Below are 24969 nucleotides of genomic sequence, written 5' to 3'. Positions count from 1 at the left end.
AAAACGCCCCGCTCTGCGCGGGTTTGACGACAAATCTTAACGCGGTGGATATTTGCGCCGCTTCCCTCAGACGGTATGCTGGATCGCATCGAAGGAACTCAGGAGACAAACCGGTATGACTATGATCGCCTCCCCTCGCCCATTGTATGGNCTGTTACTGCTTCTGGCGGCGTCCTGGACCTCGGCCCAGGAGCCGCCCAGAGTCGAGGCGGTTCGGGTGGTTGAGCGGCCGGTCATCGAAACGGTTCCCCTGACCGGCTCGGTTACCGCCGAGCAGCGATCGCTGCTCTCGCCCCAGGTGGCCGGGCTGGTGTCCCGGCTGGCCGTGGATGCCGGGGACAGGGTCGAGGCTGGGGATCTGCTGCTGGAGCTGGATTCCGAGCTGGTCAGTATCGATCGGGATCAGGCCGCCGCAGACCTTGCCAGCGCCGAGGCGCAGTGGGCCGACAGCGAGCGGCAGCTCAATGAAGCCCGATCGCTGCGCGATGGCGCCATTGCCGCCAGTGACATTCGGCGCCTGGAAGCGGAGGAGCGGGTCAGCCGGGCCAATCGCGATGCCGCCCGGGCCCGACTGAATCGCCTGGAGGCGGAACTGGAGCGACACCAGCTCAGAGCGCCTTTCAATGGTGTGGTCAGCTCTCGTCAGGTGGATCTGGGCGAGTGGGTGTCTCCCGGCAACCCGCTCATGGAGCTGGTGGCCAGTGCGCCACTGCGGGTGCATTTCCAGGTGCCCCAGCGGTACTTCCCGAGGGTCAGCGAACAATCCAGCCTCTCCCTACGGTTTGACGCCTACCCCGACACCGAAGTCATCGGACGGGTGCATCGCAAGGTGCCACTCAGCGAGACCGGCGCACGAACGTTTCTGTTGCGCGTGACACCGCCCGACGATGCACCGGAGTTGATTCCCGGCCTGTCCACCTCGGGGCTTCTGGAGCTCAATACCGACCGTACCGGGCTCGCGGTACCGCGTGACGCCCTGATCCGCTACCCGGATGGCCGGGTCAGTGTCTGGGTGATTACCGAAGCGGAACAGGGGCAAGTCAGCGGTGTACGCGAGCAACAGGTCACTCCGGGAATCAGTGCCTCTGGTTGGGTGGAGATCCGCTCGGGTCTTTCGTCGGGCGATGTGGTGGTTACCCTGGGTAATGAAGCCTTGCAGGAAGGCCAAAACGTTGTCCCCGAGCGCATTGCAGAGAGTCACGCGAATGACCANGGAGGGAGTCGCTGATGTTTTCCTGGGTTGTTCGTCACGGCATTCTGGTCACTGTCACCGTTCTGATCATCTGCGTACTCGGTATCCTGGCCGCGCTGCGCATTCCGGTGCAGATGATTCCGGACCTGGAAGTCCGTACCATTTCCATCCGTACCAGTTGGCCCGGCGCCACGCCCCAGGATGTGGAGAAGGAGATCCTGATCGAACAGGAGGAGTACCTGAGGAACATTCCCTACCTGGTGGAAATGCAGAGCAGTGCCGATTTCGGTTCCGCCCAGATCGAGCTCGAGTTTCCATTTGGGGTGGACATCAACGAAACCCTGATCCGCGTCAATAACGCCCTGACCCAGGTCCCCTCTTACCCGGAAAACGTCGACGAGCCGAGTGTCTACGCCACGTCGTTTTCTTCCAACGCGTTCATGTATTTCAGAATCTCCCCGCTGGAGGGCAATCCTCGGGGNTTGGATATGGACATGATGCGTGATTTTATCGAAGACAATGTCCGGCCGCGTATGTCCGGCGTGCCCGGNGTGTCTGAAGTCAACGTCGGGGGTGGCGCCGAACGCCAGATCCAGATTCACCTGAACCCCGAGCGCCTCGCGGAGCGGGAAATCACTCTCACGCAAGTGCGCGATGCCATCCGCGAGCGCAATCGGGACCTGTCCGGCGGTGAAGTGGAAAGCGGCAAGCGGCGCTACCTGCTGCGCACCATGGGTCGCTTCGAGGACCTGGAGGNTCTGGAAAACCTNATCCTGGAGCGCCGNGGNGACAGCATNACCCGGCTGTCCGATGTGGCCGACGTCGAACTCGATCANTTCAAAATTCGCCAGACCTCTTACGTCAACACCCGTCCCGTCATCAGTCTGTCGGTGCGCCGGGAGAGCGGTTCCAACGTGATTGCCATCAAGGACGCCATGATGGCCGAGGTGGAAAACATCAACCGGGACCTGCTCAACCCGGAAGGCATGGAACTGGCCCTGACCGCTGATGATGTGGTGTATGTGCAGGCCTCGGTGTTCAATGTCTGGAAAAACCTGATTCTTGGTGCCCTGCTGGCAACCGGGATAATGTACGCGTTCATGCGTTCGTTTCGGGCCACTGCGCTGGGTGTGGTGGGNATTCCCATCTGTACCATNGCGGCNTTCCTNGGGCTGNTGATNGCNGGCCGNACCATNAANGTCATTTCCCTGGCNGGNGTNGCCTTCGCCATCGGCATGACCCTGGACAACAGTATTGTGGTGCTCGAAAGCATCGAACTCGAGCGTCGCAAAGGGCTGAAGAAACTGCAGGCCGCCGTTGCCGGGGTCCAGAAAGTCTGGCCGGCGGTGTTGGCCTCTACCCTGACCACCGTAATGGTGTTTCTGCCGGTAGTGTTTATCGCCGAAGAGGCGGGNCAGCTCTANTCGGATATTGCGATCGCCATTTCCGCATCGATCCTGGTGTCCATGCTGGTGGCNATTACCGTCATCCCCACCGCNAGCGCNNGGCTGAAATTTGAAGGCGCNTCCGGTGGCGACGAAGCCCATCCGCTTCAGCAGCGGATCACNCGGCANATTCACTGGCTGATCGAAACACCCCGGCGGCGTATCAGTGCCATNGTCGCCACCATTGTGATCAGTGGNGCCATTGTGTTGTTCCTCACNCCNCCNGCGGAATACCTGCCCGAGGGTGAAGAGCCGAAAACCTTCGCCTCCATGAATGCCCCNCCGGGTTATAACCTTGAAACCATGGAAGCCATCGGCATGGAGCTTCAGGAGTATTTCATGCCTTACGTGGACGATGAGCCGGAAGCCTTCGAACGGGGTGAAACCGAGGTACCGGCGATGAAATACATCAACTTGGGTATTTCGCCCCAGAGCCTGAGGATCATCACCGAATCCAAGGATCCCGGGCAGATCGAGGANCTGATGGCCGCCCTGGTCAAGCAATANGAAACCTATCCCGGAATGCGGGCNTTTGCNGCGCGCGGTTCGATCATCAGCAGCAACGACGGCGGCACACGCAGCGTCAACCTGGATATCTCCGGGCCGGATCTGGCCAGCCTGTTTCAGGTGGCGCAGGCCGCCTACGCGCGCGCTGAGGCCGTGTTTGACAACCCGAGCATCCAGACCCGNCCTTCCAGTCTNTCCCTGGCCCAGCCGNTACTGGAAATCCGCCCCGATTGGGATCGGGCGGCGGAGCTCGGNCTGACTACCGAGGACATCGGCTTCTCCGTGTCGGCGCTGACCGACGGAGCTTTTGTGAATGAGTTCTTCCTCGCCGATGACAAAATCGANATCTANCTNTACAACCAGCAGGGTCCCGGCGCGGANCTGGATACGCTTCAGGATATCGCCGTCTTTGTGCCCGAGCGCGGTACCCTGCCCCTGTCCGATTTCGCCCGGATGGAGGAAACGGTGGATACCAGTAGCATCCGCCGGCTCGACGGCAGCCGTACCGTAACGCTGAACATCATCCCACCCCGCTCAGTCGCCCTGGAGACCGGTGTCNAGCGCGTGCGCGAAGACGTCGTAGGCTATCTGCAGGAAAATGGGCAGGTGCCCACGGGGGTGACGTTGAATATTTCCGGGGCGGCCGACCAGTTGGACGCCACCCGGGAGTCNCTGAGCAGNAACTATCTGGTCGCGCTGTTCATTGTCTATCTGNTGATGGTGGCCATCTTTACCCATTGGGGNTATCCGCTGCTGATCATGACCACNATTCCGCTGGGCATTGCCGGCGGGATTGCCGGGCTCGCCTTGCTCAACCTCCTGGGTAGCGCCACCTCCGCGCTCGGCCTGGGCGGCATCAGTCAGCCCTTCGATATGATCTCCATGCTNGGNTTTCTGATTCTCATGGGCACCGTGGTCAATAACCCGATTCTGATCGTTCACCGTGCCATCAGTAACCTCAAGGAGGAGGCCATGGACTCGGTCGATGCGGTGCGCGAAGCGGTCAGCTCACGCCTGCGCCCCATTGCCATTTCCACCATCACCACCATTGTCGGGTTGGCACCCCTGGTGTTCCTGCCCGGCGCCGGCAGCGAGCTGTACCGCGGGGTCGGGGTGATCGTTATGGCGGGCATTATCGGCGCCACACTGGTGACGCTCACCATGTTGCCCTCCCTGACCGTCATGGTTCTGAATTGGACTGAGCGCAAAAACCGGTATACTGGCAGCCCTCACTGATGCACTGAGCTCGTCGGGACAGGAGCTGCCATGCTGCCACTGCGTTTTATAGACCGGGTCAAATTTTTTGTTGAGCGCCAATTCGTCAAAGGCGCTCTCTTTCAGTTGCTGGTGGTGGGTGCAATCATCGCCCTCATATCCATTACCGGCGGCCTCCTGGCGTTCCCGGCCGGCGAAGGCGAAGACGTGGGTGACGCGGTCTGGTGGGCGTTTCTGCGCCTGACGGACCCGGGCTATCTGGGCGATGATCAGGGCTCCTGGCTGCGCTTTGTGTCGACGATTCTCACGGTCAGTGGCTATGTGGTATTCATGGGTACCCTGGTGGCCATTCTCACTCGTTCATTGATCGCCCGGATGACCGCGCTTGAGCGGGGCCTGACGCCAGTGGCCTTTCGGAATCATGTGGTCATCATTGGCTGGAACAGCCGCACCCTGCCCCTGATCAGAGAGCTTTTGAGTGCCTCCGGGTCGATGCGCCAGCACCTGTTGGGGCACGACAGTTCCCGTCTCAAACTGGTGGTGTTGGCAGAGGATATGTCGGCGCTACAGGCTGAAGAACTGCGCGCCGAGCCGGGCATCGGTCGCAAAGCCAGGCAGATTGTGCTGCGCTCCGGGAGTGCTCTGCAGCCCGATGCCCTGCATCGGGCGGCCTGTCTGAACGCCGCCGCGGTCATCATTCCCAGCGATTCCCACGAACTCAACAGTCTGGTCAGCGCCGATGTAGAGACCATCAAGGCACTGATGTCATTGGATGCTCTGGCCCGCAGGCAGAATGTCACCCGGCCATTTGTCGTGGCGGAAATCCAGGACCTGCGTAAGCTGCCCATCGCCCGCCGCGCTTATTCCGGGCCCCTTCAGGTGGTCCCAGGGGATGCCACCATTGCCAGCCTCATGGCCCAGAATCTGATTCATCCCGGTTTATCAGAGGTCTACAATGAGCTGCTGACCGATCAGAGCGGTAACGAGTTTTATGTCCGCAGCGGCGAACATTTTGCCGGTGATTCTCTCGCGTCCATCGCCGTGCGCTGTCCACGTGCTGTGATCTGCGGATTGCTGCGCCGGGAAGAGGAGCACTGGCGTGTGCAGTTGAATGCTCCTTCTGACACCGTCGTAACCGAGACGGATAAAGTCGTGTTCATTGCTCCGGAATTCAATGATACCCAGCCACTCAAGGCTTCGGGGTACCGGCTGAATCCGCTTGAGCGCAAAGCGCTGGATGACAAGCATAAACCCGCCAACCGCCTGACCAAAAAGAAAGTGTTGATTCTCGGCTGGAACGATCGCCTTCCCGCATTGGTGCACGAGCTGGGTAGTTATCGCCAGTATCGGTTTGAGTTGGACATCGTCTCAATTCTGTCGGCTCAGGAGAGGGAGAATTTCATTGATCGCTACCACATGGGCAGTATCAAAGCGCAATGTCGACATATCGAAACCGACTTCATGCAGGAAGGCGAGCTGTATGACATTGAACCCGCCCAGTATGACAGCATTGTTCTGACCAGCAGTGACCGGGTAAACAGTGGTGAAGAGGCCGACGCCCGTGCCATCGTCGGACAGAGCATTCTCGAAGAGCACCTGAAACAGACCGATGATCCGCCGCAACTGCTGGTGGAGCTGAGCGATCCGGACAACGCCATTCTGCTCGGGCACCAGCGTGGTGAAACCATCATCAGCCCGCTGATTCTCAGTCATCTTCTGGCCCAGGTNGCCTTGCGTCCGGAGCTGCGCCTGGTGTTTGATGAACTNTTCACTGAGGGTGGCGCTGAGATCTATTTCCGCCCAACCGGGGATTACGGCATCAAGGGCTCCCTACCCTTCTGGAAGCTCGAAGCGCTTGTCGCCGAGCGTGGCGAAACGGCGCTTGGGGTTTATTATCACGAGTCGCATCAGGGACGCAGATTGCAATTGAACCCTGAGCGGGACGCGGCACTCAACCTTTCACCACAAGACCGGTTGGTCATCCTGACCGACACCGGCCTTCATAAAAACCTCCCAACAGGAGCACAATCACAATGAAAGATCTCTCCAATCGTCGGCAATTCATCACCGGTGCAGCGGCTTTGGGCGCTGCGGCCATGCTGCCCTCGGCTCAGGCCCACAATCACGGTGAAGAAAAGCATCAGGGTGACCACGGTCATGGCCACCACAAACACCACAAGCACGGAACCGTGGCGATTCCGAAGCTGACCCATACGGTGTTTTTCTGGTTGAAGAATCCGGAATCGACAGAAGATCGCGATGCCCTGATCGCGGGTCTGAAAACCCTCAAGGACATTGAAACCGTGCGCGGCATTCACATCGGTGTGCCGGCCTCAACGGAAAAGCGGGACGTGGTGGATAACAGCTACCAGGTATCCGAGCTGTTGATGTTTGATGATGTTGAAGGTCAGAACGCCTACCAGGTGCACCCGATCCACCAGAAGTTTGTGGAAGAATGTTCGCACCTGTGGCGCAAGGTTACGGTGTTTGATTCGATTGAAGTGTGAAATCTCGGAGCTTGATTGTCGGGTTACGCGCTTTGCGCTAACCCGACCTACGAGGGACTTCGTTGCTTTCCAGTAGGTCGGGTTAGCGCGCAGCGCGAAACCCGACAAGATCTCAACTCACCAAAACCTTCCGCAACCCCAACAATCCCAGCATCAACGTCAACCAGCCCATGGCACCACCGGAGCTGCCACCGGAGTCCTTGTCTTCCACGGAATCGATCAGCGTATTGGGAACCGGGTCCAGATCGGCCGCCGAGTTCTCCGCATCGTCAATGATGCGCACAGACAGCAGATTCACCAGATGGGTGGAATCGACTTCCACATCGTTTTCCAGCTCCTCTTCGCCATAATTGCGCAGCGGCAGATTGGTGAACGCGCCCTGCAGATTGAAACGGGGCAGCTCGGCGATGTCCTCCAGAACCGACATACCGCTGATCACTTCACCGAACACGGTAAAGCCACCGTTCTGAACATCCAGGTTTTCGTGATTGTTCTCGAGGTTGAAAAACCATTGGGACGTCGCGCTGTTTGGATCGGTGCCCAGCTTGGCCATGGCAATAGTACCTTGCCGATTGGACCACTCGGGTTCATTGATCACCGGATCACCGGTCTCAATGCTCTTCACATCGCCACTGTCTTCGATGTATCGGAAACCGCCGCCCTGGAGGATGAACTCGGGCACCAGGCGATGAAAGAATGTATTGTCGTAAGCGCCGGACTCCACATAAGACAGAAAGTTCTCGACGGTCTCCGGGGTACTTTCATCGTACAGATTGACCTGAACATTACCCAGCTCGGTCTCGAATTCAACAATGGTCGCCAGGGCTGAGGTACTGGAGAGCAGCGCCGCCGTTGCCAGAGCACCGGCCGCCATAAACGGTTTGAACATGGGGGATTCCTTGCAGTTGGTCGTTATGTAAGCCACTCTAGCAAAGCCAGGGTCACGAATCTGTAACCTTTTGTAGAGGGCTGTTAACAGTTTGTAACGTCGCTTGCGTCAGGCGGGGTCGACATGGTCCCGGGCAAACTGCCAGGCAACCCGGCCGCTGCGGGCGCCCCGGGTCCGGTGCCACAGCAAAGCTTCCGCTTCCACGTCTTCATTCCAGTGTCCGCCCAACGCTTCTANCCAATAGCGGGCGGCGGCGAGGTACTCGGTCTGGCTGAACGGATAGAAGCTCAACCACAAGCCGAACCGGTCCGACAGGGAGGTTTTTTCTTCAATGCTGTCGCTTGGGCGAAGTTCGCCCTCTTCATAACTGACATCCAGGTTGTCNCGCATGGTCTGGGGCAACAGGTGNCGNCGNTTGGAGGTNGCGTANAACACAATGTTNTCCGCCGGAGCGGCAATCGACCCATCCAGNGCCGATTTCAGGGCCTTGTAACTGATATCACCTTCCTCNAAGGACAGGTCNTCGCAGAACACAATNAAGTGCTCNGGCCGCTCTTCGAGCAACACCAGAATATCGNNCAGGNTTGGCAGGTCGGCCTTGTCCACNTCGACCANNTTCAGATCCTGATCGGANAAGGTNTTCCAGACNGCCTTGATCAGGGTGGACTTACCGGTACCCCGAGCGCCGGTGAGCAGCACATTGTTGGCCGGTTTGCCCTCAATAAAGCGCCGGGTGTTGCGCACCAGGGCCTCTTTNTGGGNATCGATATTCTGCAGGGCNTCNAGCGCCACNCGATGCGGGTGGCNCACCGCCTGNAGAAANCCNCGACCNTTGNNNGTCCGCCAGCGAAAGGCCTGGGCGGTCCAGTCAATCGTCGGGTCAGNGNCNGGCAGNAAACGCTCCGCCCGGTCGANNAGCTGATCGAGNCGATCNANNANGGAATCNATTGTGGCCATGAGGTTACTCCTGAGGTGTTCGGGGTNGGCTCGACTGACGCACCAGNTCCTTNANTTCGCGCAGCTCANTCTGCAACTCCCGCAAGGTNGGCTCGCCCTCNTCCTGGCGCTCTTTGCGGTGCTGCTCGTCCANNACGTTNACGACGATCCCGATGATCATGTTCAGAAACGCNAANGCCGACAGGAANATGAAGGTNACGTAGAANACCCAACTGAANGGGTAATCCACCATGGTTTCNTACATCACATCGGTCCAGTCTTCAAAGGTCATGATCCGGAACAGNGTCANCATNCTGATGGCGATATCNCCCCAGAGCTCNTCNTTGACNCTGGCAAANAACATGCTGCCGATGGCGGCGTAGATATAGAANATGATGAACATCATNAGCGCCACATAACCGAGCTGTGGCAGNGCTTTGAGCANGGAGATGAGCANNGTGCGCAGCTCCGGGATGATGGACACCATNCGCAGCACCCGGAANACCCNNACCAGGCGGCCCACCAGGGCCAGTTCGCTGTCTTCAATGGGNATCAGGCTGACNANCACGATGGTGGTGTCAAAGATGTTCCAGCCGGATTTGAAAAAGTCGCGTTTGCGCGGTTCCCCGAGGAAACGGATGGTGATTTCCANGAGNAAGAAGATGGTGATGAACCAGTCGGTAATGACAATCGCGTTGGAGATCAGCGGCGGNATATCATAGGTCTTGGCCCCGATGACCAGAGCCGAGAAGATGATNATGCCCACCACAAACAGCTCGAAGGCTTTGTTGGTACGCAGTTGGTTGAACCGGGATTGNANNGTATCGTTTGATATCATTCGACTTCTTCCAGAAAATCCAACTCCGCCTGCTGGCGAATCGTCTGGCGGTGGTTNGCCATCAATTCCTGAATCCGCTCCCGGTCGCANTCCTGTCGATCCAACACCACCCGGGTCTGCAACTCCCCTACCCGCTCGCGGGTGGCGCACTTGCTGAACACAAACTGGTTGGANATCANCTCCAGGAACGGACCGGATTTACTGCTGGGCATGATGAACAATAACTGNANNCCCAGGCTCTCGGTCAGGTAGTGAATNACCTCCCGNGAGCGGTGTTCATCCATNTTNGAGAAGGCNTCATCCACCAANACCATNCGCAAATGGCTGTTNCCCTCGCCAAAGCGGAACGCCGAGGTAATGGCCGCACTGCGGATNATATACGCNGGCGTCTCCAANTGGCCACCAGAACCGGTNCCNTACTGGCTNAGAGCNATGGGCTGCTTGCCNTCCGGCTCCTTGTAGATTTCGTAGCGGCGGTAATTCCGGNAATCCGCGATNCGCTCCAGATCCCNNAGCGCCTTCTGCTCGTCCTCATCCAGCAGCATGGTCATCAGCCGCTCGCGCACNTTCTGNTGCTTNGGTTCAAGCTCGATATCGAACAGGGTGGCACCGTCGCCGAGACTGGGATTATCGATGATCGCCTTGAAAAACTGCCAGTACTCTTTGAATTCCGGCACCCACTGCCAATCAAACCGGAANCGCTCCCGGTCCGCNCCGAAACGGTGGTGCTCCAGCTCCCGGTTAAGGTCCTCCAGTACCCGCTTGCCATCNTTGATNGCNTGGTAGATCGAGTGACAGAGGTTGGTGACAAANGCNTTGTTGAAGCTGTCCCGCAGGGATTGCAGTTCGCTGTGNCGCTGNGCCAGGATGTGGTTCTTGTCCCGGTTGTACAGGCTGTCGAACTGGCGGCGTAACTGGCAGATGCGGGCAAAATTCTCCCGTCCGAACTCGTCNCTGAAGTCCAGTTCCAGCGCGAANGCGTCCGCCGGGCGGCACTGNTGATTGTGTTGCANNACNCNCTGCTGCAGTTTGTGCAGGGCACTTTTCAGCTCGCCCTGCACGTCCGCGAGACGGGCCTCATAATAGCGGGCCTCGCGCAGNTCCTCGTCGACCTCGGCCAACCNNNCCTCGGCATCGAACCCCGGCGCGAGCGCATCCAGGCCTTCCAGGCTCTGTTCGCACTGCTCCACCACNGCCAGAGTCTGGTCCTGATCCCGATCCAGAGTCTGGCAGCGACTGTCGATNTTCTTCAATTCCGCNAGCAGGTTGGCNCGCTCCTCNTTCAGCGCCCGNGCCTGAGCNGCCTGNTCATCCACCCGGCCCTTNAACGCCTGGAGCTCCTCTTCCAGNGCNTCACCGGCNCTCAGGTCGAGCTGCTCNGCCTGCTGCTCCANNGACTGCANGCGNCGCTGGGCGCTGAGCATGGTCTGCAGGCAGTCGCCATGCTCGGGGACACGCAGTCCGTCCACGGCGGCCAGCAGTTGTTGCGCCTCGACGGCNAGNTCCCGGCTCGCCTGCCANTCNCGGGTCAACGCNTCCTGCTCCNGTCGGCGGGCCGCCAGGGCGCGCTCACGGGCGCTCTGNCCGAACACCAGNTCGCTGTCGGCNATATCGCAGCGGAACAGNGANTAATTNCCCGAGCCCAGGCAGTCCCGTGTGACNCCNCGNCGGGTATTGCGCAGCGTNTCCGCATCCGGTACCCGCTGCACTGAGCCGTAGCTCGCCTTCAGGTATTGCTCGGCGGTGTCGTGGTTGAACTGCATCACTTCCACCACNCTGCCCTGGGGCAAGGCACCCAGCTTTTCATTATCCCGCCGGGCCTTGTGGCCCTGAATCACCCGGGCCTTCTGACCGACGCCACTGAGGGAGCGAACCAATCGAATGGCCTCGGCCTCATAATCCGGGTCCACAATCAAACCAAAACGGGCGCCGCCCAGATAGCCTTCGATGGCGGACTGCCACTCCGGCTCGGTCACCTCCACCTGATCGCACAGCACCCGGGCATCGGCTTCGGGAAGCTGCTTGTGCAGTTCCGCCAATGCCTGCTGCACGTAGGGCGGATAGCTCACTTCCCGGGCTTCCAATGCGCCCATTTCCCGCCCCAAACGCTCGGTTCGCGCCTGTACCTGATCGCAGGCCTGCTGGCGCTTGTCACACTCGCGCGCCAGGCGATCCCGCAGATTGGCGGTGCCCTCTTCACTCTCAAACCAGTCCGACCACAACTGGCGGTGTTGCTGTTGTTGCGTCAGAGCCTGATCCAGACGGGATTCCAACGGGCTGATGTCAATCCAGTCCCGGTTGAGCAGCTCATGGGCGTCCAGCCGAGTGTCATCCTCGGCAATCGCTTTGAGGCGGGCATTGCGAGTTTTATCGGCCAACTCCGGCAACACCAAAGACAAAGAGGTGCGGCGCAAGCCGTCGTGCAATACCTTGGCACTCTCGCGATTGCGATCGACTTTCTGCAGTTGTTCCAACAGCTTCGGCACCGTCGCGTGCAGCCGTTGCTCCTCCGCTTTGCGTTCCTGAGCCAACTGGTCTTTTTCCCGCAACCCGGGAATGCCCAGGCGTCGGGTGTTGAGATCCAACAACTGCTGCTGCAGGTCATCCCGGCGCTGCTCGCTCAACTCAATGGCCTGCCGGTTCGCTTCCACCGCCTCGCGCTGCGTTTGTTGCTTACGCTTTTCGGTCAGGTAGCGGTTCTGGCAGTCGTTGTAACGGCGCCGGGCCAGGCCGTAATGGAGCAATTGCCAATCGAGCCATTGATCGACAAAGTGACCGGCCGTGAGTCGGCCCTGGTTGAGCCGCTCAATGGCTTCGCGCAGTTGTCGGGCATCGGCTTCCATGCCGTGAATGCGCTTGAGCATTGCCGACACGGAACGAATGGCTTCGCCCAGATCGCGCGGTTCCAGCACTTCGTTGGCCACAAACTCGTCAATGCCTTTGATCGGTTTGTAGGCCATAAAGCGCGAAAAGGCCCGGGCGGCGTTCATCGCCTCCCGTTCGGACACGGCATCCTGTCGGTCCCGGATCAGACCATACAATCGGCCCAGATAGGCTTTTTTCTTGTCATACTTCTCGACGGACTCAGGGTCGAACTGTTTCCGCAACAGGCCATACGCCCGATCCAGGGGCAGCACATAGCGGCCACCGGTATCGCTCTTCAGTAAATCGGATAAGCCGAGCTGAACACCCGGCAATAACATGAATTGCAGCTCGTCCAGACGCGCGACCCGTTGCTGGCCGGAGCCTTCCAGGTGGGCACGCATTCCGATCAGTGCGGTGAACGGCTCACTGGTCTCTCCCGGGGTCGGGTAAAACACCGCGCCGAGGTAGCCATCACAACCTTCGGGCCGCGCGTAGGCACCGTCGTCGCAGCCGAGCACATAGGAGGCGAGCGTGCGCACCTGTTTGCCACCCCGCCCGCGCTGGCTGGCTTCGTCCTGTCCGGGGTTGAAATGGAACAGGTTGTCGTGGGCGGCGGTCATGATGGTCTGAATGGCATCCGCCGCAGTGGTTTTACCCGAACCATTCCCTCCGGAGAAGAGATTGATCGGGCCGAATTCACATTCGGTATTGGGGATGTTGCCCCAGTGGATGTAGATGAACTTCTTCAGATACATAAATCAGGTCTCACCAAGTGCGTCTTGGTTCTTGTTCGGTCATGTGGCTGGGGTTACGGCAAGTTTGGGTTACGGCGGATGCGGCCTTTGGCCTTATCCGCCCTACGCGGACTGCCGTGGTTTGCGTAGGGCGGATAAGCGCAGCGCATCCGCCGTAACCCATCTCGGCCGCCATCACCGCTCCCCGGAAAATATCGATGCGCCTTCCGGTTCGGCCTCGCCGGACACCTCCGCGGTCGGCGCTTCGGCTTCAATGTCATGCCGCAAATTATCCAGCCACTCGTTGTTCACCAGGTTTACAATCAACGGCCGCACCTTGATCCAACTATCGGTCTGCTCCAGATCCGCCTCCTGGGCGTAATGAATCAGCCGCAACTGACGCAGCCGGCGGAACAGCTGACGGCGCTCCGCCAGGGCTTCGGGCAGGCTGCGCTGCAGGAGGTTCTTGCTGGCCAGCGCCACCGCTTCCAGTGACAGGGTCGCGCAGCCCTGTTCGTCAATCACACCCTCGCGCACCGCCTTGTCATACTCGGCGCGTAAAATCAGCACGAGGGCGATTTCCGCCTGATTCAGGCGGGTGCGAAAACCGCCGTTAAACGGCTCGTCACTTTCATCTTCAATGCCGGGCACTCTCGCACCGGGCGGGATCAGGCGGACAAACTGAAAGCGCGTATCGTGTTGCAGACGAACCCCCATCAGGCTGAGGTAGTCATCCACCAGGGCTTCAATGCGCTCAAAGCGATCGTACAGCTCGGCTTCCACCTGACTGTCGTCCCGGCACAATACGCCATAGTCCAGCAGTCGCTGAATCAACTCCCGCCACTCCTTGAGGGTCAGGTTGTGTGACTCCAGGGCCCGTTCTAGGCTATCGGTCAGAGGGCTCATTGGCATCCTCGGTCAGTTCAATAATGTATTCGTCGCGGTGGGTGAAGAAATCACCCTCGGTAATGCGCGGGCTTTCCGCCAACCAGGCCTCATCCTGACGCACCCGAAAACCGAACTCGGAGGACAGGTTGGCCGCCGCCCCCACCTCGGTGGCCCGCGCCAGACTCAACAATTCGGGGAGACTCACGGCGGTCAGCGACCGGCTGCTGACCTGCCCCTGTTCGTCCAGCGCCTGTTGTACGTAGGCGCGCACATCCTTGCCCTGCAGCGAAAACGCCTGTTCAAGGGCTTGCTGAATATACAGCTGTCGTTGCGCGTCCCGGTCCAGGGGCTGATCATCGTCCAGGTCACTGCGAATGGGGGCCCGGGCGCGTCGCTCACGCAGCACCAGTTGGCCTGGGTCGATATAGCGCAAGTGCAGTGCGGACCAGTCCTCGCCGTGACGCTGCAACAGTTCGTCCTGTCGCTCGCGAGGTTGCGCCGCCAACAACTGACACAGCTCCAGGGCGCCGTCACCGCTCTGGGCATGAATATAGCTTAGCTGGCGGATGATGATATCGGCCCGCTGGGTAAACGTATTCAGGGCCTTGCGCAGGGCCGGCAACATCACATCGCAGGCATTTTTCAGTCGCGTCTCGATGGTTTGAAGCAGGGTTTCCAGTAGCGAGCTACCCGGCACCACCCGTTGCGGCAAGAGTGCTCGCAGGCGCAACTCCATCACCGCGCGCCAGTCTTTCTCGGCCGTTTCGGGGTCGCCTTCTCCGTATTTGCGTTTGCGCCGAATGCGGCTGATGATCCGGGCCACCTGGTCCCGGTATTTCTCTACGCTATCGGCGGACAGCCGGACTTCCAGATCGGGTTTGAAGACTTTTTCCATAAAGTCGAAAAATTCATCGCTGGCCTGTTGCACCAACTGCCGGGCTTCAACATCGCGGACCAACTGCCGCTTACGTTCCTCCAGCTCTGCAATCACATCGGTGAAGTCGCTGATGATCCGCTCGGAGTATTCGTAGGCATCCAGCAGGTCGTGGACTTCGCCGCGATCCAGAAAGGCCTGGAGACTGTTGCGGGTATTGCGGGTGTTACGGTGCCGGGTGCGAAAGTCATTGTGCTGGTTGGCTGCAAAGGGCTGAGTAAACAGCCGTCCCATGCGGGAAAAGCCGTAGCTGCTCTGCAGGTTGGCATCATCTACCCGACGCTCCAGCCAGCCGGCTTCGAGCAGTCGATTGACAATAAAACCGGCCAGTTCCCGTTGGGTTTTGAAGCGCCCCTCGCTGTCACCGGGCTCGTCGCGACTGTCCAGAACCGGAGTGCGGGCTATCGCTTCCTTGAAAATATCCAGCAGCCCTTCCCGATTCAGGCCTGCGCCATAATCCCGCAGATCGGTGTATAGCCGTTGGTACAACAGACGCAGGCATTCCGCGACCACTTCACGGTACTTTCCCGTCAGCGGATTGAAGAAATGGGGACGTTCGTCGGTGAAGAACATTCAGCAGTTAATCGTAAATACACTGGTCGGCAAAGGTCTGGGAATCCTCCCGCGACCAGTCGGCATTGGGGACGTTCATCATCTGCTCGCACCAGGCCTCACTGCCGGGTTCGGCATTCACCTCGATTTGGGGGATTTCAGAATCACGCTCGGCGGGCGCGGGAATGACCGCGATATCCCGGGCCGGCTCCTCTGGTTCGGATTCAGGCTGATTCAGAATCAGCAACACGCCGACAACAATCATCAGGACACTGGCGCCCATCAGGGCAAAAATCGCTTTCATGACTACCTCAGGATTCGTTCAGCCAGTCGGCTACGGTTTCGGCAAAATAGGTAATGATCAAGTCGGCCCCAGCGCGCTTGAACGCCAACAGACTTTCCATGGCAACCGCCCGTTCGTCAATCACTCCGGCCTCGGCGCCGGCCTTGATCATGGCGTACTCGCCACTGACCTGATACACCGCCAGCGGCCGAGCGGAATGCGCTCGAATGTCCGCCAGCACGTCCAGATAGGCGATACCCGGCTTGACCATCAGAATGTCCGCCCCTTCATCCTCATCCTGCAGGGATTCCGCCAGCGCTTCCCGACGATTGGCGGGGTCCATCTGGTAGCTGGCCCGGGTGCCTTTGAAATTGCTGTCCACAGCGTCCCGGAAAGGACCATAGAAGGCGGACGCAAATTTGGTGGAGTAGGACATCACCGGAATATGGCCATAACCGGAGGCATCCAGTGCGGCACGGATGGCGGCGATCATGCCGTCCTGCATCCCGGAGGGGGCAATCATGTCGACCCCGGCCTTGGCCGCCACCACGACCTGCTTCTGCAGGTTCTTCAAAGTCGCATCGTTATCGACATCGTCCCCATGGACGACGCCACAGTGACCGTGATCGGTATATTCGCAGAAGCAGTTGTCGCTGATGACGCACATCTCGGGCTGGGCGGCTTTGACGGTGCGGATCATCCGCGCCATCAGGCCTTCGCGGTTCCATGTGTCGCAGCCTTCGGCGTCTTTATGCCGGGACACGCCAAACAGCAGTACCGCCCGAATGCCTTTTTTCCAGGCGCTGGTGACTTTGTCGGCGAGCTGGGCTTCTGGGTAGCGAACCACGCCGGGCATGCTGCCTATTTCGACGGGTTGATCAATGCCTTCTTCGACAAACAACGGCAATATCAGGTCACTGACCTCAAGCCGGGTTTCCCGAACCATGTCGCGCAGCGCGCCCGTCCGCCGCAGCCGACGAAACCGAAATTCGGGATGAGTATCGTTGGTCATTGATTACCTCTGATCGATTTTTGATTGTGGCCAACGCCAAACATTCTTAGCGTAACAAGTACGAATGCAAAATAGCCGGGCTTGTCGGGTTACGCTTCGCTAACCCGACCTACTCACGGGATGACCCCGTAGGTCGGATTAGCGAAGCGTAATCCGACACAAACCTTACGTGCTAGCCGGAAGGTCCGGCGGCTACAAGGTAAGGGGTTTCGGAAACGCATAAACCCGTGACGTGCATGGATGCACGAATGCCGCGATGGCATGGATGCCAAAGAGCGGCCCATGGGGCTCCATCGCTTCTCCCTGAAGCGACGGTTCCGAAACCCCTTACCTTGCATCCGCCTCCGTGCGGTCGTAGCGATCCCGGTGCCGCACCCAACTCGCTTACGTCAGTGCTGAGGCGGATGCGGGGTATAGCCATTGGAGACTCTCGGAGACATGGATGTCGACGAGAAGCCCCCATGGATGGGTTCACGGCGGGTCTCCAATGGCTATACCCCGTAGCCGCCGGGCTCTCGGGTTAAACCGAAAGTTATCGTATCGTCGCCTTCAAACCGCCAGAGCACCCTCGTGCGACCACTCGCAGCGTACCTGCATATCTCCTGAGCCCGGCTTGTGGTAGCTTGCCGTAGACTCCCAGGTGAATGTATGCGTGCCGCACAACTCCGTTTCCAGGTGTACCGTGGCCGAGACCCAATACATCTTGCTCAGTAAATCCTCAAACTGTGCGATCCACTGATCCCACTCATACTCAACGGCTTTATAGGATGCGCCGAAATGCATCACCTCCGTCTGGTAGTGTCCTGGACGAACCTCCACCTGCGGAATCGAAAACATCTCCTGGGACAAAAACGGCCAATCGTCCGCGTGCGGCAACGTCAACATCGCGTCGCGATTGACCAGCAGGCGTTGCCCTTCCGAGGGAAGATACGCCATGTCCTTGATGCAACCATACACAATCGATTCTTGATCCATAGCCGCTCCTTTTCACGACTGCCTGACCAATGTTTTTGTCGGGTTACGCTTCGCTAACCCGACCTACTCGCAGTTCCGTAGGTCGGATTAGCGCACAGCGCGTAATCCGACATCAGTTACCGCAACGGCCACCACCAAGGGCCTTTGAAACGCCTTTCGCAAGACTTCAATTGCTCGCGATAGCGCCGAGCCCGCTGTTCCACTTTACCGGCAACACCCACCAGCCACGCTTTCTGATCAAAGGTTCGCCGTTTAAAGCCGCCGTGACCTTCGTGGTACGCCAGGTACAGATTTCGGGCGTCGTTTTTGTCGATGCCAACCCGCTTTTTACTCTGGGCATTGTACCAGCCGACAAAATCAATCGCGTCTGCAAAATAGCTGCGGCTGGCCCAGTGATTACCGCTCATGCGCTGATATTCTTTCCAGGTTTCGTCTTTCACTTGCGCGTAGCCAAACGCGCTGCTCTTTCTCGGACCCGGGATCACCCACAGGATTTTCGTGCGCGGCGGCTTGGCCTTGGGGCGAAAGGTTGATTCCTGGTACATCATGGCCATCAACGTCGGGATGTCCGAGCCCCAACGGCGCTCGGCGCGCCGGGCGTCTTTGTACCAACCTCGCTTTTCGTCAAAGACGTCGCAGATGTTGTCGCTGCTCTTGGGCGGAGCGGAGGCGCAACCAACCAGTGTGGTCAGTGCCAACAGCATCAGACTCAGCGCTCGCATCAGTTCTGCTCCCACTGGTTCAACAACTCAAGCAGGCCGGCCTCGTCCATTATATCCACGTCCAACTCCTCGGCTTTTTTCAGCTTGGAGCCGGCCCCGGGGCCGGCGACAAGGTAATCGGTTTTCTTCGACACACTGCCCGCCACTTTGGCACCCAGGGCCTGCAGACGTTCCTTGGCCTCATCCCGTGTCAGGGATTCCAGCGATCCGGTCAGGACGTAGGTCAGCCCCGCCAGGGGTAAGGACCCACGGTCAATGGGCGCCTGTTCCGTCCAGGAAATGCCGGCGTCGCGCAGAGCCTTTACCGCCTCGCGGTTGTGGGGCTGGGCAAAGAACTCGGCGACGAAGTGGCCTACTACAGGGCCGATATCGTCCACTTGTTGCAGATGCTCTTCATCCGCTTGGGCCAGGGCATCCAGACTGCCGTAGTACTGGGCCAGATTGCGGGCGGTGGCCTCCCCCACTTCACGGATACCCAGGGCGTAGATGAACTTGGCCAGGGTGGTCTGTTTGCTGTTGTCCAGGGCCTTGAGCAGGTTGTCCGCGGACTTCTCGCCCATGCGTTCCAGCCCAGTCAGGTCTTCACGGGTCAGGTGGTAAAGATCGGCCACCGCGTTAACCAGGCCTTTTTCCACCAGCTGATCCACCAGCTTGTCGCCAAGACCATCCACGTCCAGTGCTTTGCGGGAGACAAAGTGCTTGATGGCCTCTTTACGCTGGGCGGCACAGATCAGGCCGCCGTCGCAGCGGGCTACGGCCTCGCCGGGTACGCGTTCGACCGGCGAGCCACACACCGGGCAGTGGTCGGGAAATTCAATCTCACGCGCATCGTCGGGGCGGCGGTCGGTGACCACCGAGACGATCTGCGGAATCACATCCCCGGCGCGGCGCACGATGACGGTATCACCGATTTTGACGCCCAGTCGCTCGATTTCGTCACGGTTGTGCAGGGTGGCGTTGGAAACGGTGACGCCGCCGACGAACACCGGTTCCAGCCGCGCCACCGGAGTGACCGCGCCAGTGCGCCCGACCTGAAACTCGACGTCGAGCAGTTGGGTCATTTCTTCCTGAGCGGGAAATTTATAGGCGATCGCCCAGCGCGGCGCGCGGGCCACAAAGCCCAGCTCGTCCTGCAGGTCCCGGCGGTTGACCTTGAACACGATACCGTCGATGTCGTAATCCAGCTGCGCCCGCCGTTCGCCCAATTGCTGGTAGTACTCAATACAGGCATCTGCGCCCTGCACTACCCGCATTTCACGGTTGATCTTGAGGCCCCAGTCACGGAACGCCTCGAGTGTTTCCGAGTGCTTGGCGGGTACCTCGCCATCTTCGACATAACCCACGCTGTAGGCACACATCTCCAGGGGGCGCGTCGCGGTAATGCGCGCGTCCAACTGCCGCAGGCTACCAGCGGCCGCATTGCGTGGATTGACGAACAATTTATCGCCCTTTTCCCGGGCCTTTTCGTTCAAGGCTTCGAAGCCGGCTTTGGGCATGTAAATTTCACCGCGCACCTCGAGCACCCGTGGGTACCCGGAGCCACGCAGTTTCAGGGGAATCGAGTCGATGGTGCGGACATTCTGGGTAATGTCTTCGCCCTGGGTGCCGTCTCCCCGGGTGGCGCCGCGCACCAGGAGGCCATCGCGGTACAGCAGGCTCACTGCAATGCCGTCGAGCTTGGGCTCGCAGGCGTATTCAATAGTGGCGTCGTCCTGCAGCCGATCCCGGACCCGCCGGTCGAAGGCGATCAGGTCGTCCTCGCCGAACGCGTTATCGAGGGAGAGCATCGGCAGTTCGTGAGTGACCGTGGCGAAGGCGCTCAGCGGTGTCTGTCCAACCCGCTGGGTAGGTGAGTCCGGCGTCACCAACTCGGGATACTCGGCTTCCAGATCCTGCAACTCGCGCATCAACCGGTCATAGGCCGCATCGGGAATCCGGGGCTCGTCCAGCGCGTAGTAGCGGTAGTTGTGTTCCTGAATCTCGGCCCGGAGCGTTTGCGCCCGGGCGCTGGTCTCGGCCGGAATGGCAGAGGTCGATTTGGCCATGTACGGAATTATCCTGGCAGTCGGGTTACTTCATTGTCAGACGGTTCAGCGTGGGCTCGTGCCCAGGTCGCCTAGTGCGGCATCCGGGACAGCTGCTTGCGCTCGAACTCGTGGATGCGCTGGCGGCAGTGTTCCTGGGTCTGCCGGGTCATGACGCTGCGGTTTTCGTCCTTGAGCTCGCCCCCCAGCTCCAGGGCAATGGCCCGGGCGGCTTCGAGCATTTCGTCGAACACTTCCACATTGTCCAGCTCGACCCGCTCTTCAAGCGGTAGCGTCATGAACAGGCTGACGCCGGGCGTTGTGAAGTCCGCCATGGTGTCCAGATCAAAGACGCCGGGCTTGACCATATTGGCCAGGCTGAACAGGATCGGGCCGCCACCTTTGGCCCCTTCGTAGCGATGGAAAATGTTCATGTCACCAAAGCGCAGGCCCGCTGACACCAGCGAGTCCAACAGAGCGTCCCCGCGGAATTGCTCACCGGTGGGCGCCATCACGTTCACGATCAGCACCTCATCGGGCTGCGGTGGCGCCTTCGGCGGCTCCTCCGGTTTGGCTTTGCGACGGTCAGAGGGCCCTTTTTCGGCTTTCCGGGGCTCGGGTTTTGCGGGCGCGGGTTTGGGCGATTTTGCCACCGGCGCTTCGGGCTTTTTAGCCTCACTGCGGGCGGGGCTCGAGGGTTCCGGCTTGGCCGCCCTGGCGCTGGATACGCTGCTGTCGGCGTTTCCACCCAAGGTGGGCTCGATCCGCTCCGGATCGTCCTCAAAGGTATCTTCGCCGGTGGTTTCCATCAAAATGGGCACCGATTCGTCCAGATTCAGCGTGACCTGCTCCGGAATGCCCCGGTGGGTTTCCGGGCGCTGGCGTTCAGAGGTCAGCTTGGAGGTGGCGGGCGGCCGAGTCTCGGCTTCGGCCGCTTCGCTGTCCAGTTCGGCCAGTTGCTGATCGAGGTTGGTTTCGTCGTCCTCGGCCAGCTCACCGTCCTCTTCCTGCAGCGCTTCGCGATCGTCAAACGCTCTATCATCAAAATCCTGACCATCAAGGTCCCGATCGTCATCGACTTCATCCACGGGGGCGTGATGGAAAGGACGCTCATCCTCCGGCGTCTCCCGATAGGCCACCACGCGCGCACCGCCATTGGGAAGCTCGGCGCTATAGTCGTCGGCGGCCGCCTTGCTCGACCCCGCTGAGCGGCGTACCGAGGGCGAAACCTTCAGGGAGTCTTTGCGGGCATTGTGCATACGCCGCCAGCCATCGAGCAGAATCCCGAGGATCAGGAGGATAATCAGTATCGTCAGCCAGTCACCCATAGCGTTAACCGTCAATTACTCCGTTGTCTGCTCGCCCGAGGCGCATTATACCGCTGCCAGTTCCGCGGCTTCGTCCACATCCACAGTAACCAGGCGGGATACGCCCGGTTCGTGCATGGTAACACCCATCAACTGGTGCGCCATCTCCATGGCAATCTTGTTGTGGGTAATATAAATGAATTGCACGTGCTGGGACATCTCTTCCACCATGCGGGCATAGCGGCCCACGTTGGCGTCATCCAGCGGCGCGTCCACTTCGTCCAGCATACAGAATGGTGCCGGATTCAGGCGGAAAATCGAGAATACCAGGGCAATGGCCGTAAGCGCCTTCTCCCCACCGGAGAGCAGGTGAATGGTACTGTTCCGCTTGCCCGGTGGCCGCGCCATGATGGCAATACCGGTATCGAGTAAATCTTCGCCGGTAAGTTCCAGATAGGCGTGTCCGCCGCCGAACACTTTAGGGAACAGCTCCTGGAGGGACTTGTTGACCTCGTCAAAGGTCTCCTTGAACCGTGTCCGGGTCTCGCGGTCGATTTTGCGGATCGCGTTTTCCAGAGTTTCCAGCGCTTCGCGCAAGTCTTCATCCTGAGCGTCCAGGTACTGTTTGCGCTCTGACTCGGTCTGGTACTCGTCGATGGCGGCCAGGTTGATGGCGCCCAAGCGCGCAATGCGGCCGGCCACCTGTTCCAGCTCCTGCTCCAGGGGCTTCACTTCGGCGTCCTCGGACAGGTCCGCCAACAAGGTGTCCAGGTCAAACTCATCTTCTTTCAGTTGCTGGGCGAGCCCGGCCCGCTGCACTTCAAAGGTCTGGGCGGCCAGGCGCTCCTGTTCCAGATGGGCCCGCACCGCCTGAACTTCCTGCTCAGCCTTGTGCCGGGCCTGTTCGGCGGTGCGCAGCTCCTGTTCGACCTCTTCAAGGGCGCGGCGAGCCTCGCTCAACTCCCCTTCGACCGCCAGGCGCTTGTCCAGATTCGCTTCCAGCTCAAGCTGGTGCTCCTCGGCGGGATCCCGCGTTTCGCCGAGTGCTTCCAGCAATTGTTCTTTGCGTTCGCGCAGCCGCTGGGTCTGCTCCTGCAGGCGGGTAATACCCAAGCGAATGCTGTCCAGCTGGGTTTTCAGAGACTGGGCGCGCATGGCCATTTCATGGGCCTTGTCGCGATCGTGCCGGGCCTTCTGCCGGGCCTGATCCAGACCGGAGCGGATTTCATCCCGCTGCTGCAACAGGCGCTCACGCTCATCGGTGTCCATTTCCATGGATTCGATGGCTTCGCTGAGGATCATCCGGGCTTCGGCGAGCTGTTCGCCCTCCTGGTCCAGTTGTTCACTGGCTTCCCGGATTTCGGTTTCGGTGCGCTCGCGGCGAACGCTGATCTGTTCGATACGGGCCTGCTTGGCACTCAACTGGGCTCGCAACTCACCGGCGCGGCGGCTCTGCTCGTCGGATTCCCGACGCTGGTTTTCCCGCTCGCGCTCGAGGTTCTGCACGGCCTCGCGGCCTTCGGTGCGGGCCTCATCCAGACGGGCAACGGTTTCCTCGAGTTCCGCAATGCTGGCGTCGAGCTCTTCAAGCTCCTGACGGCGGGCAATCACACCGTCGCTGGCGTCGGTGTCCCGGGCCACTTTCAGCCACTGGGGACCGAGCCACAGGCCGTCGCGGGTAATCACCGACTCGCCGGCCTCCAGCTGTGAGCGCAGCGCCAGGGCGGAGGGCAAGTCTTCGGCGATGTAGACACCGCGCAGCAACTCACTCAGATCCCAGTCGGCCTGAACCTTGTCCAGCAGGCGCTCCGCCTTGTCACCGGTGACGGCGCCCGGCCGGCGGGCCGTATCCATCAATACCAGTTCACCCTGGCTGAGTCCCCCGAGGGTATTGGCTACCGCATCAAAACCGTCCACGCAGACCGCCTGCAGACTGTTGCCCAGGGCAGTCTCGACCGCCTTGTCCCAGCCGTCGGACACGGTCAGGGTTTCCGCCACACGCGGCTGGTCGGTCAGTTGCTGCTCGGCCAGCCAGTCGGCGACGGCCTCGCTCTTCTCACCCAGGGCGGCCTGTTGCAGGGCTTCCAGGGAGGCGTGGCGGCCGCGCAGGCTCTGTAGCTTGCTGCGCGCCTGATCCAGCTCGTCCGCCAGGCGGTTGTTGTCTTCCCGGCGGGTTTCCAGTTCCTCGCCCAACGCTTCGCTGCGACCGCGTTTTTCCTCGACCACCAGGTCCAGTTCGGCCAACTGTTCGTTCAGCTGTTCGATTTCTTCATCGTCGGAGCCCAACTGAAGGTTGGATTTCTCCTCCTTGAGCTTCTCGATCCGTTGCAGCAGGCGCTGCTGAACCTGTTCCAGATGCTGAATCCGGGACTGCTGAACTTCCGCCCGCTGGCGGGGCTCGGCGGCACGCTGGTTGAAGGTATCCCATTCGGTCTGCCAGCGCTGCATGGCCTCTTCCGACTCCTGCAAAGCGTCCCCGGAGGACTCCTCGGCGGCCCGAACCAGTTCCAGCTCCGGCTCTATTTCCATCAGCTCGGCTTCCCAGCCCTCGGCTTTCTCCCGGTCAAACTGCAGGCTGTCTTCGGCTTCGCGGCTGTCCCGCTCGGTCTGCTCCAGGTCGGTCTGTAGTTGGCGGCTGCGCTCCTGGGCGTGCTGGATGGTCTGTTCAATGCGGGCAATGTCCGCGCCAATGGCATAGTACCGGCCCTGAACTTCATTGAATTTATCCTGAAGTTCGGTGTACTGGCTGCGACACTTCTCGATCTGGGTATCCTTGTTCACCTGATCGGTGACGAAAGACTCCATGCGCAGCTCCAGGTCGCGGATACCGGTCTGCTTTGCCTTGGCCTGATCGTCCAGGTTTCGGTACTTAAGGGCCTGTAACTGGGCTTTGAGCTGGCGTTCTTCTTTCTTGTATTCGGTGTACTTCTCCGCGGCCTGTGCCTGGCGCTGCAGGCGGCTGAGCTGACGCTCCAGCTCATCGCGAATGTCGGTCAGGCGCTCCAGGTTTTCCTGGGTGCGGCGCATGCGGTTTTCGGTGTCACGGCGCCGCTCCTTGTACTTGGAGATCCCCGCCGCTTCCTCGATATACACTCGCAACTCTTCCGGCTTGGCCTCGATCAACCGCGAGATCATTCCCTGCTC

Annotated in this window: 17 protein-coding genes; 4 read left to right on the top strand and 13 right to left on the bottom strand. The window is 60.0% G+C overall.

From position 1 onward, the window contains the following. Positions 1-115 precede the first annotated feature (115 nt). The 4 genes from CMG77_RS09460 to CMG77_RS09445 all read left to right on the top strand — a co-directional run bounded on the left by CMG77_RS09460 (position 116) and on the right by CMG77_RS09445 (position 6866). Positions 116-1228 (top strand): efflux RND transporter periplasmic adaptor subunit, encoded by a 1113-nt coding sequence (locus tag CMG77_RS09460; protein ID WP_286904264.1) that lies wholly within the window; start codon positions 116-118, stop codon positions 1226-1228. Beyond that, positions 1228-4380 (top strand): efflux RND transporter permease subunit, encoded by a 3153-nt coding sequence (locus CMG77_RS09455; protein WP_286904261.1) that lies wholly within the window; start codon positions 1228-1230, stop codon positions 4378-4380. The genes CMG77_RS09460 and CMG77_RS09455 overlap by 1 nt, the downstream gene beginning before the upstream one ends. A 30-nt stretch (positions 4381-4410) precedes the next feature. Beyond that, positions 4411-6396 carry a CASTOR/POLLUX-related putative ion channel gene (locus tag CMG77_RS09450; RefSeq protein WP_286904260.1) on the top strand — a complete coding sequence of 662 codons (1986 nt, stop codon included), beginning with the start codon at positions 4411-4413 and terminating at the stop codon, positions 6394-6396. Next, the gene (locus tag CMG77_RS09445; protein WP_286904259.1) at positions 6393-6866 is read left to right on the top strand and encodes a Dabb family protein; all 474 of its coding nucleotides are present in this window, start codon (positions 6393-6395) and stop codon (positions 6864-6866) included. Before CMG77_RS09450 ends, CMG77_RS09445 begins: the two co-directional genes overlap by 4 nt. A gap of 112 nt (positions 6867-6978) precedes the next feature. Here the strand turns inward: CMG77_RS09445 and CMG77_RS09440 are convergent, their stop codons facing one another. The 13 genes from CMG77_RS09440 to smc all read right to left on the bottom strand — a co-directional run. Then, positions 6979-7755: a peptidylprolyl isomerase gene (locus CMG77_RS09440; RefSeq protein WP_286904258.1), complete on the bottom strand. Its 777-nt coding sequence runs from the start codon at positions 7753-7755 to the stop codon at positions 6979-6981. 108 nt (positions 7756-7863) lie between these two features. Next, complete coding sequence (locus CMG77_RS09435; RefSeq protein WP_286904256.1) at positions 7864-8712, bottom strand: ATP-binding protein; 849 nt, start codon at positions 8710-8712, stop codon at positions 7864-7866. Between the two features lie 4 nt (positions 8713-8716). Next, on the bottom strand, positions 8717-9529 hold the full coding sequence (locus tag CMG77_RS09430) for an ion transporter (RefSeq protein WP_286904255.1): 813 nt from the start codon (positions 9527-9529) through the stop codon (positions 8717-8719). Continuing rightward, on the bottom strand, positions 9526-13149 hold the full coding sequence (locus CMG77_RS09425) for an ATP-binding protein (RefSeq protein ID WP_286904254.1): 3624 nt from the start codon (positions 13147-13149) through the stop codon (positions 9526-9528). The genes CMG77_RS09430 and CMG77_RS09425 overlap by 4 nt, the downstream gene beginning before the upstream one ends. Positions 13150-13323: 174 nt before the next feature. Continuing rightward, complete coding sequence (locus CMG77_RS09420) at positions 13324-14034, bottom strand: DUF4194 domain-containing protein (RefSeq protein ID WP_286875667.1); 711 nt, start codon at positions 14032-14034, stop codon at positions 13324-13326. Then, positions 14015-15523: a Wadjet anti-phage system protein JetA family protein gene (locus CMG77_RS09415; protein WP_123637354.1), complete on the bottom strand. Its 1509-nt coding sequence runs from the start codon at positions 15521-15523 to the stop codon at positions 14015-14017. The genes CMG77_RS09420 and CMG77_RS09415 overlap by 20 nt, the downstream gene beginning before the upstream one ends. Before the next feature lie 7 nt (positions 15524-15530). After that, positions 15531-15806, bottom strand: coding sequence for a DUF3012 domain-containing protein (locus CMG77_RS09410; RefSeq protein WP_123637353.1), 276 nt, complete (start codon positions 15804-15806; stop codon positions 15531-15533). A gap of 7 nt (positions 15807-15813) precedes the next feature. Then, entirely contained in the window at positions 15814-16797 is a 984-nt protein-coding gene (hemB, locus tag CMG77_RS09405; protein WP_286875669.1) for a porphobilinogen synthase, read from the bottom strand. Between the two features lie 549 nt (positions 16798-17346). Further along, on the bottom strand, positions 17347-17772 hold the full coding sequence (locus tag CMG77_RS09400) for a hypothetical protein (protein ID WP_024460151.1): 426 nt from the start codon (positions 17770-17772) through the stop codon (positions 17347-17349). A 116-nt stretch (positions 17773-17888) separates the two neighbouring features. Next, positions 17889-18494 (bottom strand): transglycosylase SLT domain-containing protein, encoded by a 606-nt coding sequence (locus CMG77_RS09395; protein ID WP_286804596.1) that lies wholly within the window; start codon positions 18492-18494, stop codon positions 17889-17891. Further along, the gene (ligA, locus tag CMG77_RS09390) at positions 18494-20539 is read right to left on the bottom strand and encodes an NAD-dependent DNA ligase LigA (RefSeq protein ID WP_123637351.1); all 2046 of its coding nucleotides are present in this window, start codon (positions 20537-20539) and stop codon (positions 18494-18496) included. The genes CMG77_RS09395 and ligA overlap by 1 nt, the downstream gene beginning before the upstream one ends. Before the next feature lie 71 nt (positions 20540-20610). Further along, positions 20611-21846: a cell division protein ZipA gene (gene zipA, locus CMG77_RS09385; RefSeq protein ID WP_286804595.1), complete on the bottom strand. Its 1236-nt coding sequence runs from the start codon at positions 21844-21846 to the stop codon at positions 20611-20613. A gap of 45 nt (positions 21847-21891) precedes the next feature. Beyond that, on the bottom strand, positions 21892-24969 hold a 3078-nt coding region (gene smc / locus CMG77_RS09380), incomplete at its 5' end, for a chromosome segregation protein SMC (RefSeq protein ID WP_286904253.1).

The organism is Marinimicrobium sp. (assembly GCF_002695945.1).
In the GTDB taxonomy this organism is placed as follows: domain Bacteria; phylum Pseudomonadota; class Gammaproteobacteria; order Pseudomonadales; family Cellvibrionaceae; genus Marinimicrobium; species Marinimicrobium koreense.
Note: the sequence above shows the minus strand (reverse complement) of the source record. Positions and strands in the feature narration are given on the sequence as shown.

What these genes read in the sequence shown, in the direction of transcription:
- zipA (WP_286804595.1), bottom strand. Translation starts at nt 21,846, where the DNA reads ATGGGTGACTGGCTGACGATACTGATTATCCTCCTGATCCTCGGGATT.
- CMG77_RS09410 (WP_123637353.1), bottom strand. Translation starts at nt 15,806, where the DNA reads ATGAAAGCGATTTTTGCCCTGATGGGCGCCAGTGTCCTGATGATTGTT.
- CMG77_RS09415 (WP_123637354.1), bottom strand. Translation starts at nt 15,523, where the DNA reads ATGTTCTTCACCGACGAACGTCCCCATTTCTTCAATCCGCTGACGGGA.
- hemB (WP_286875669.1), bottom strand. Translation starts at nt 16,797, where the DNA reads ATGACCAACGATACTCATCCCGAATTTCGGTTTCGTCGGCTGCGGCGG.
- ligA (WP_123637351.1), bottom strand. Translation starts at nt 20,539, where the DNA reads ATGGCCAAATCGACCTCTGCCATTCCGGCCGAGACCAGCGCCCGGGCG.
- CMG77_RS09420 (WP_286875667.1), bottom strand. Translation starts at nt 14,034, where the DNA reads ATGAGCCCTCTGACCGATAGCCTAGAACGGGCCCTGGAGTCACACAAC.
- CMG77_RS09400 (WP_024460151.1), bottom strand. Translation starts at nt 17,772, where the DNA reads ATGGATCAAGAATCGATTGTGTATGGTTGCATCAAGGACATGGCGTAT.
- CMG77_RS09440 (WP_286904258.1), bottom strand. Translation starts at nt 7,755, where the DNA reads ATGTTCAAACCGTTTATGGCGGCCGGTGCTCTGGCAACGGCGGCGCTG.
- CMG77_RS09395 (WP_286804596.1), bottom strand. Translation starts at nt 18,494, where the DNA reads ATGCGAGCGCTGAGTCTGATGCTGTTGGCACTGACCACACTGGTTGGT.
- CMG77_RS09445 (WP_286904259.1), top strand. Translation starts at nt 6,393, where the DNA reads ATGAAAGATCTCTCCAATCGTCGGCAATTCATCACCGGTGCAGCGGCT.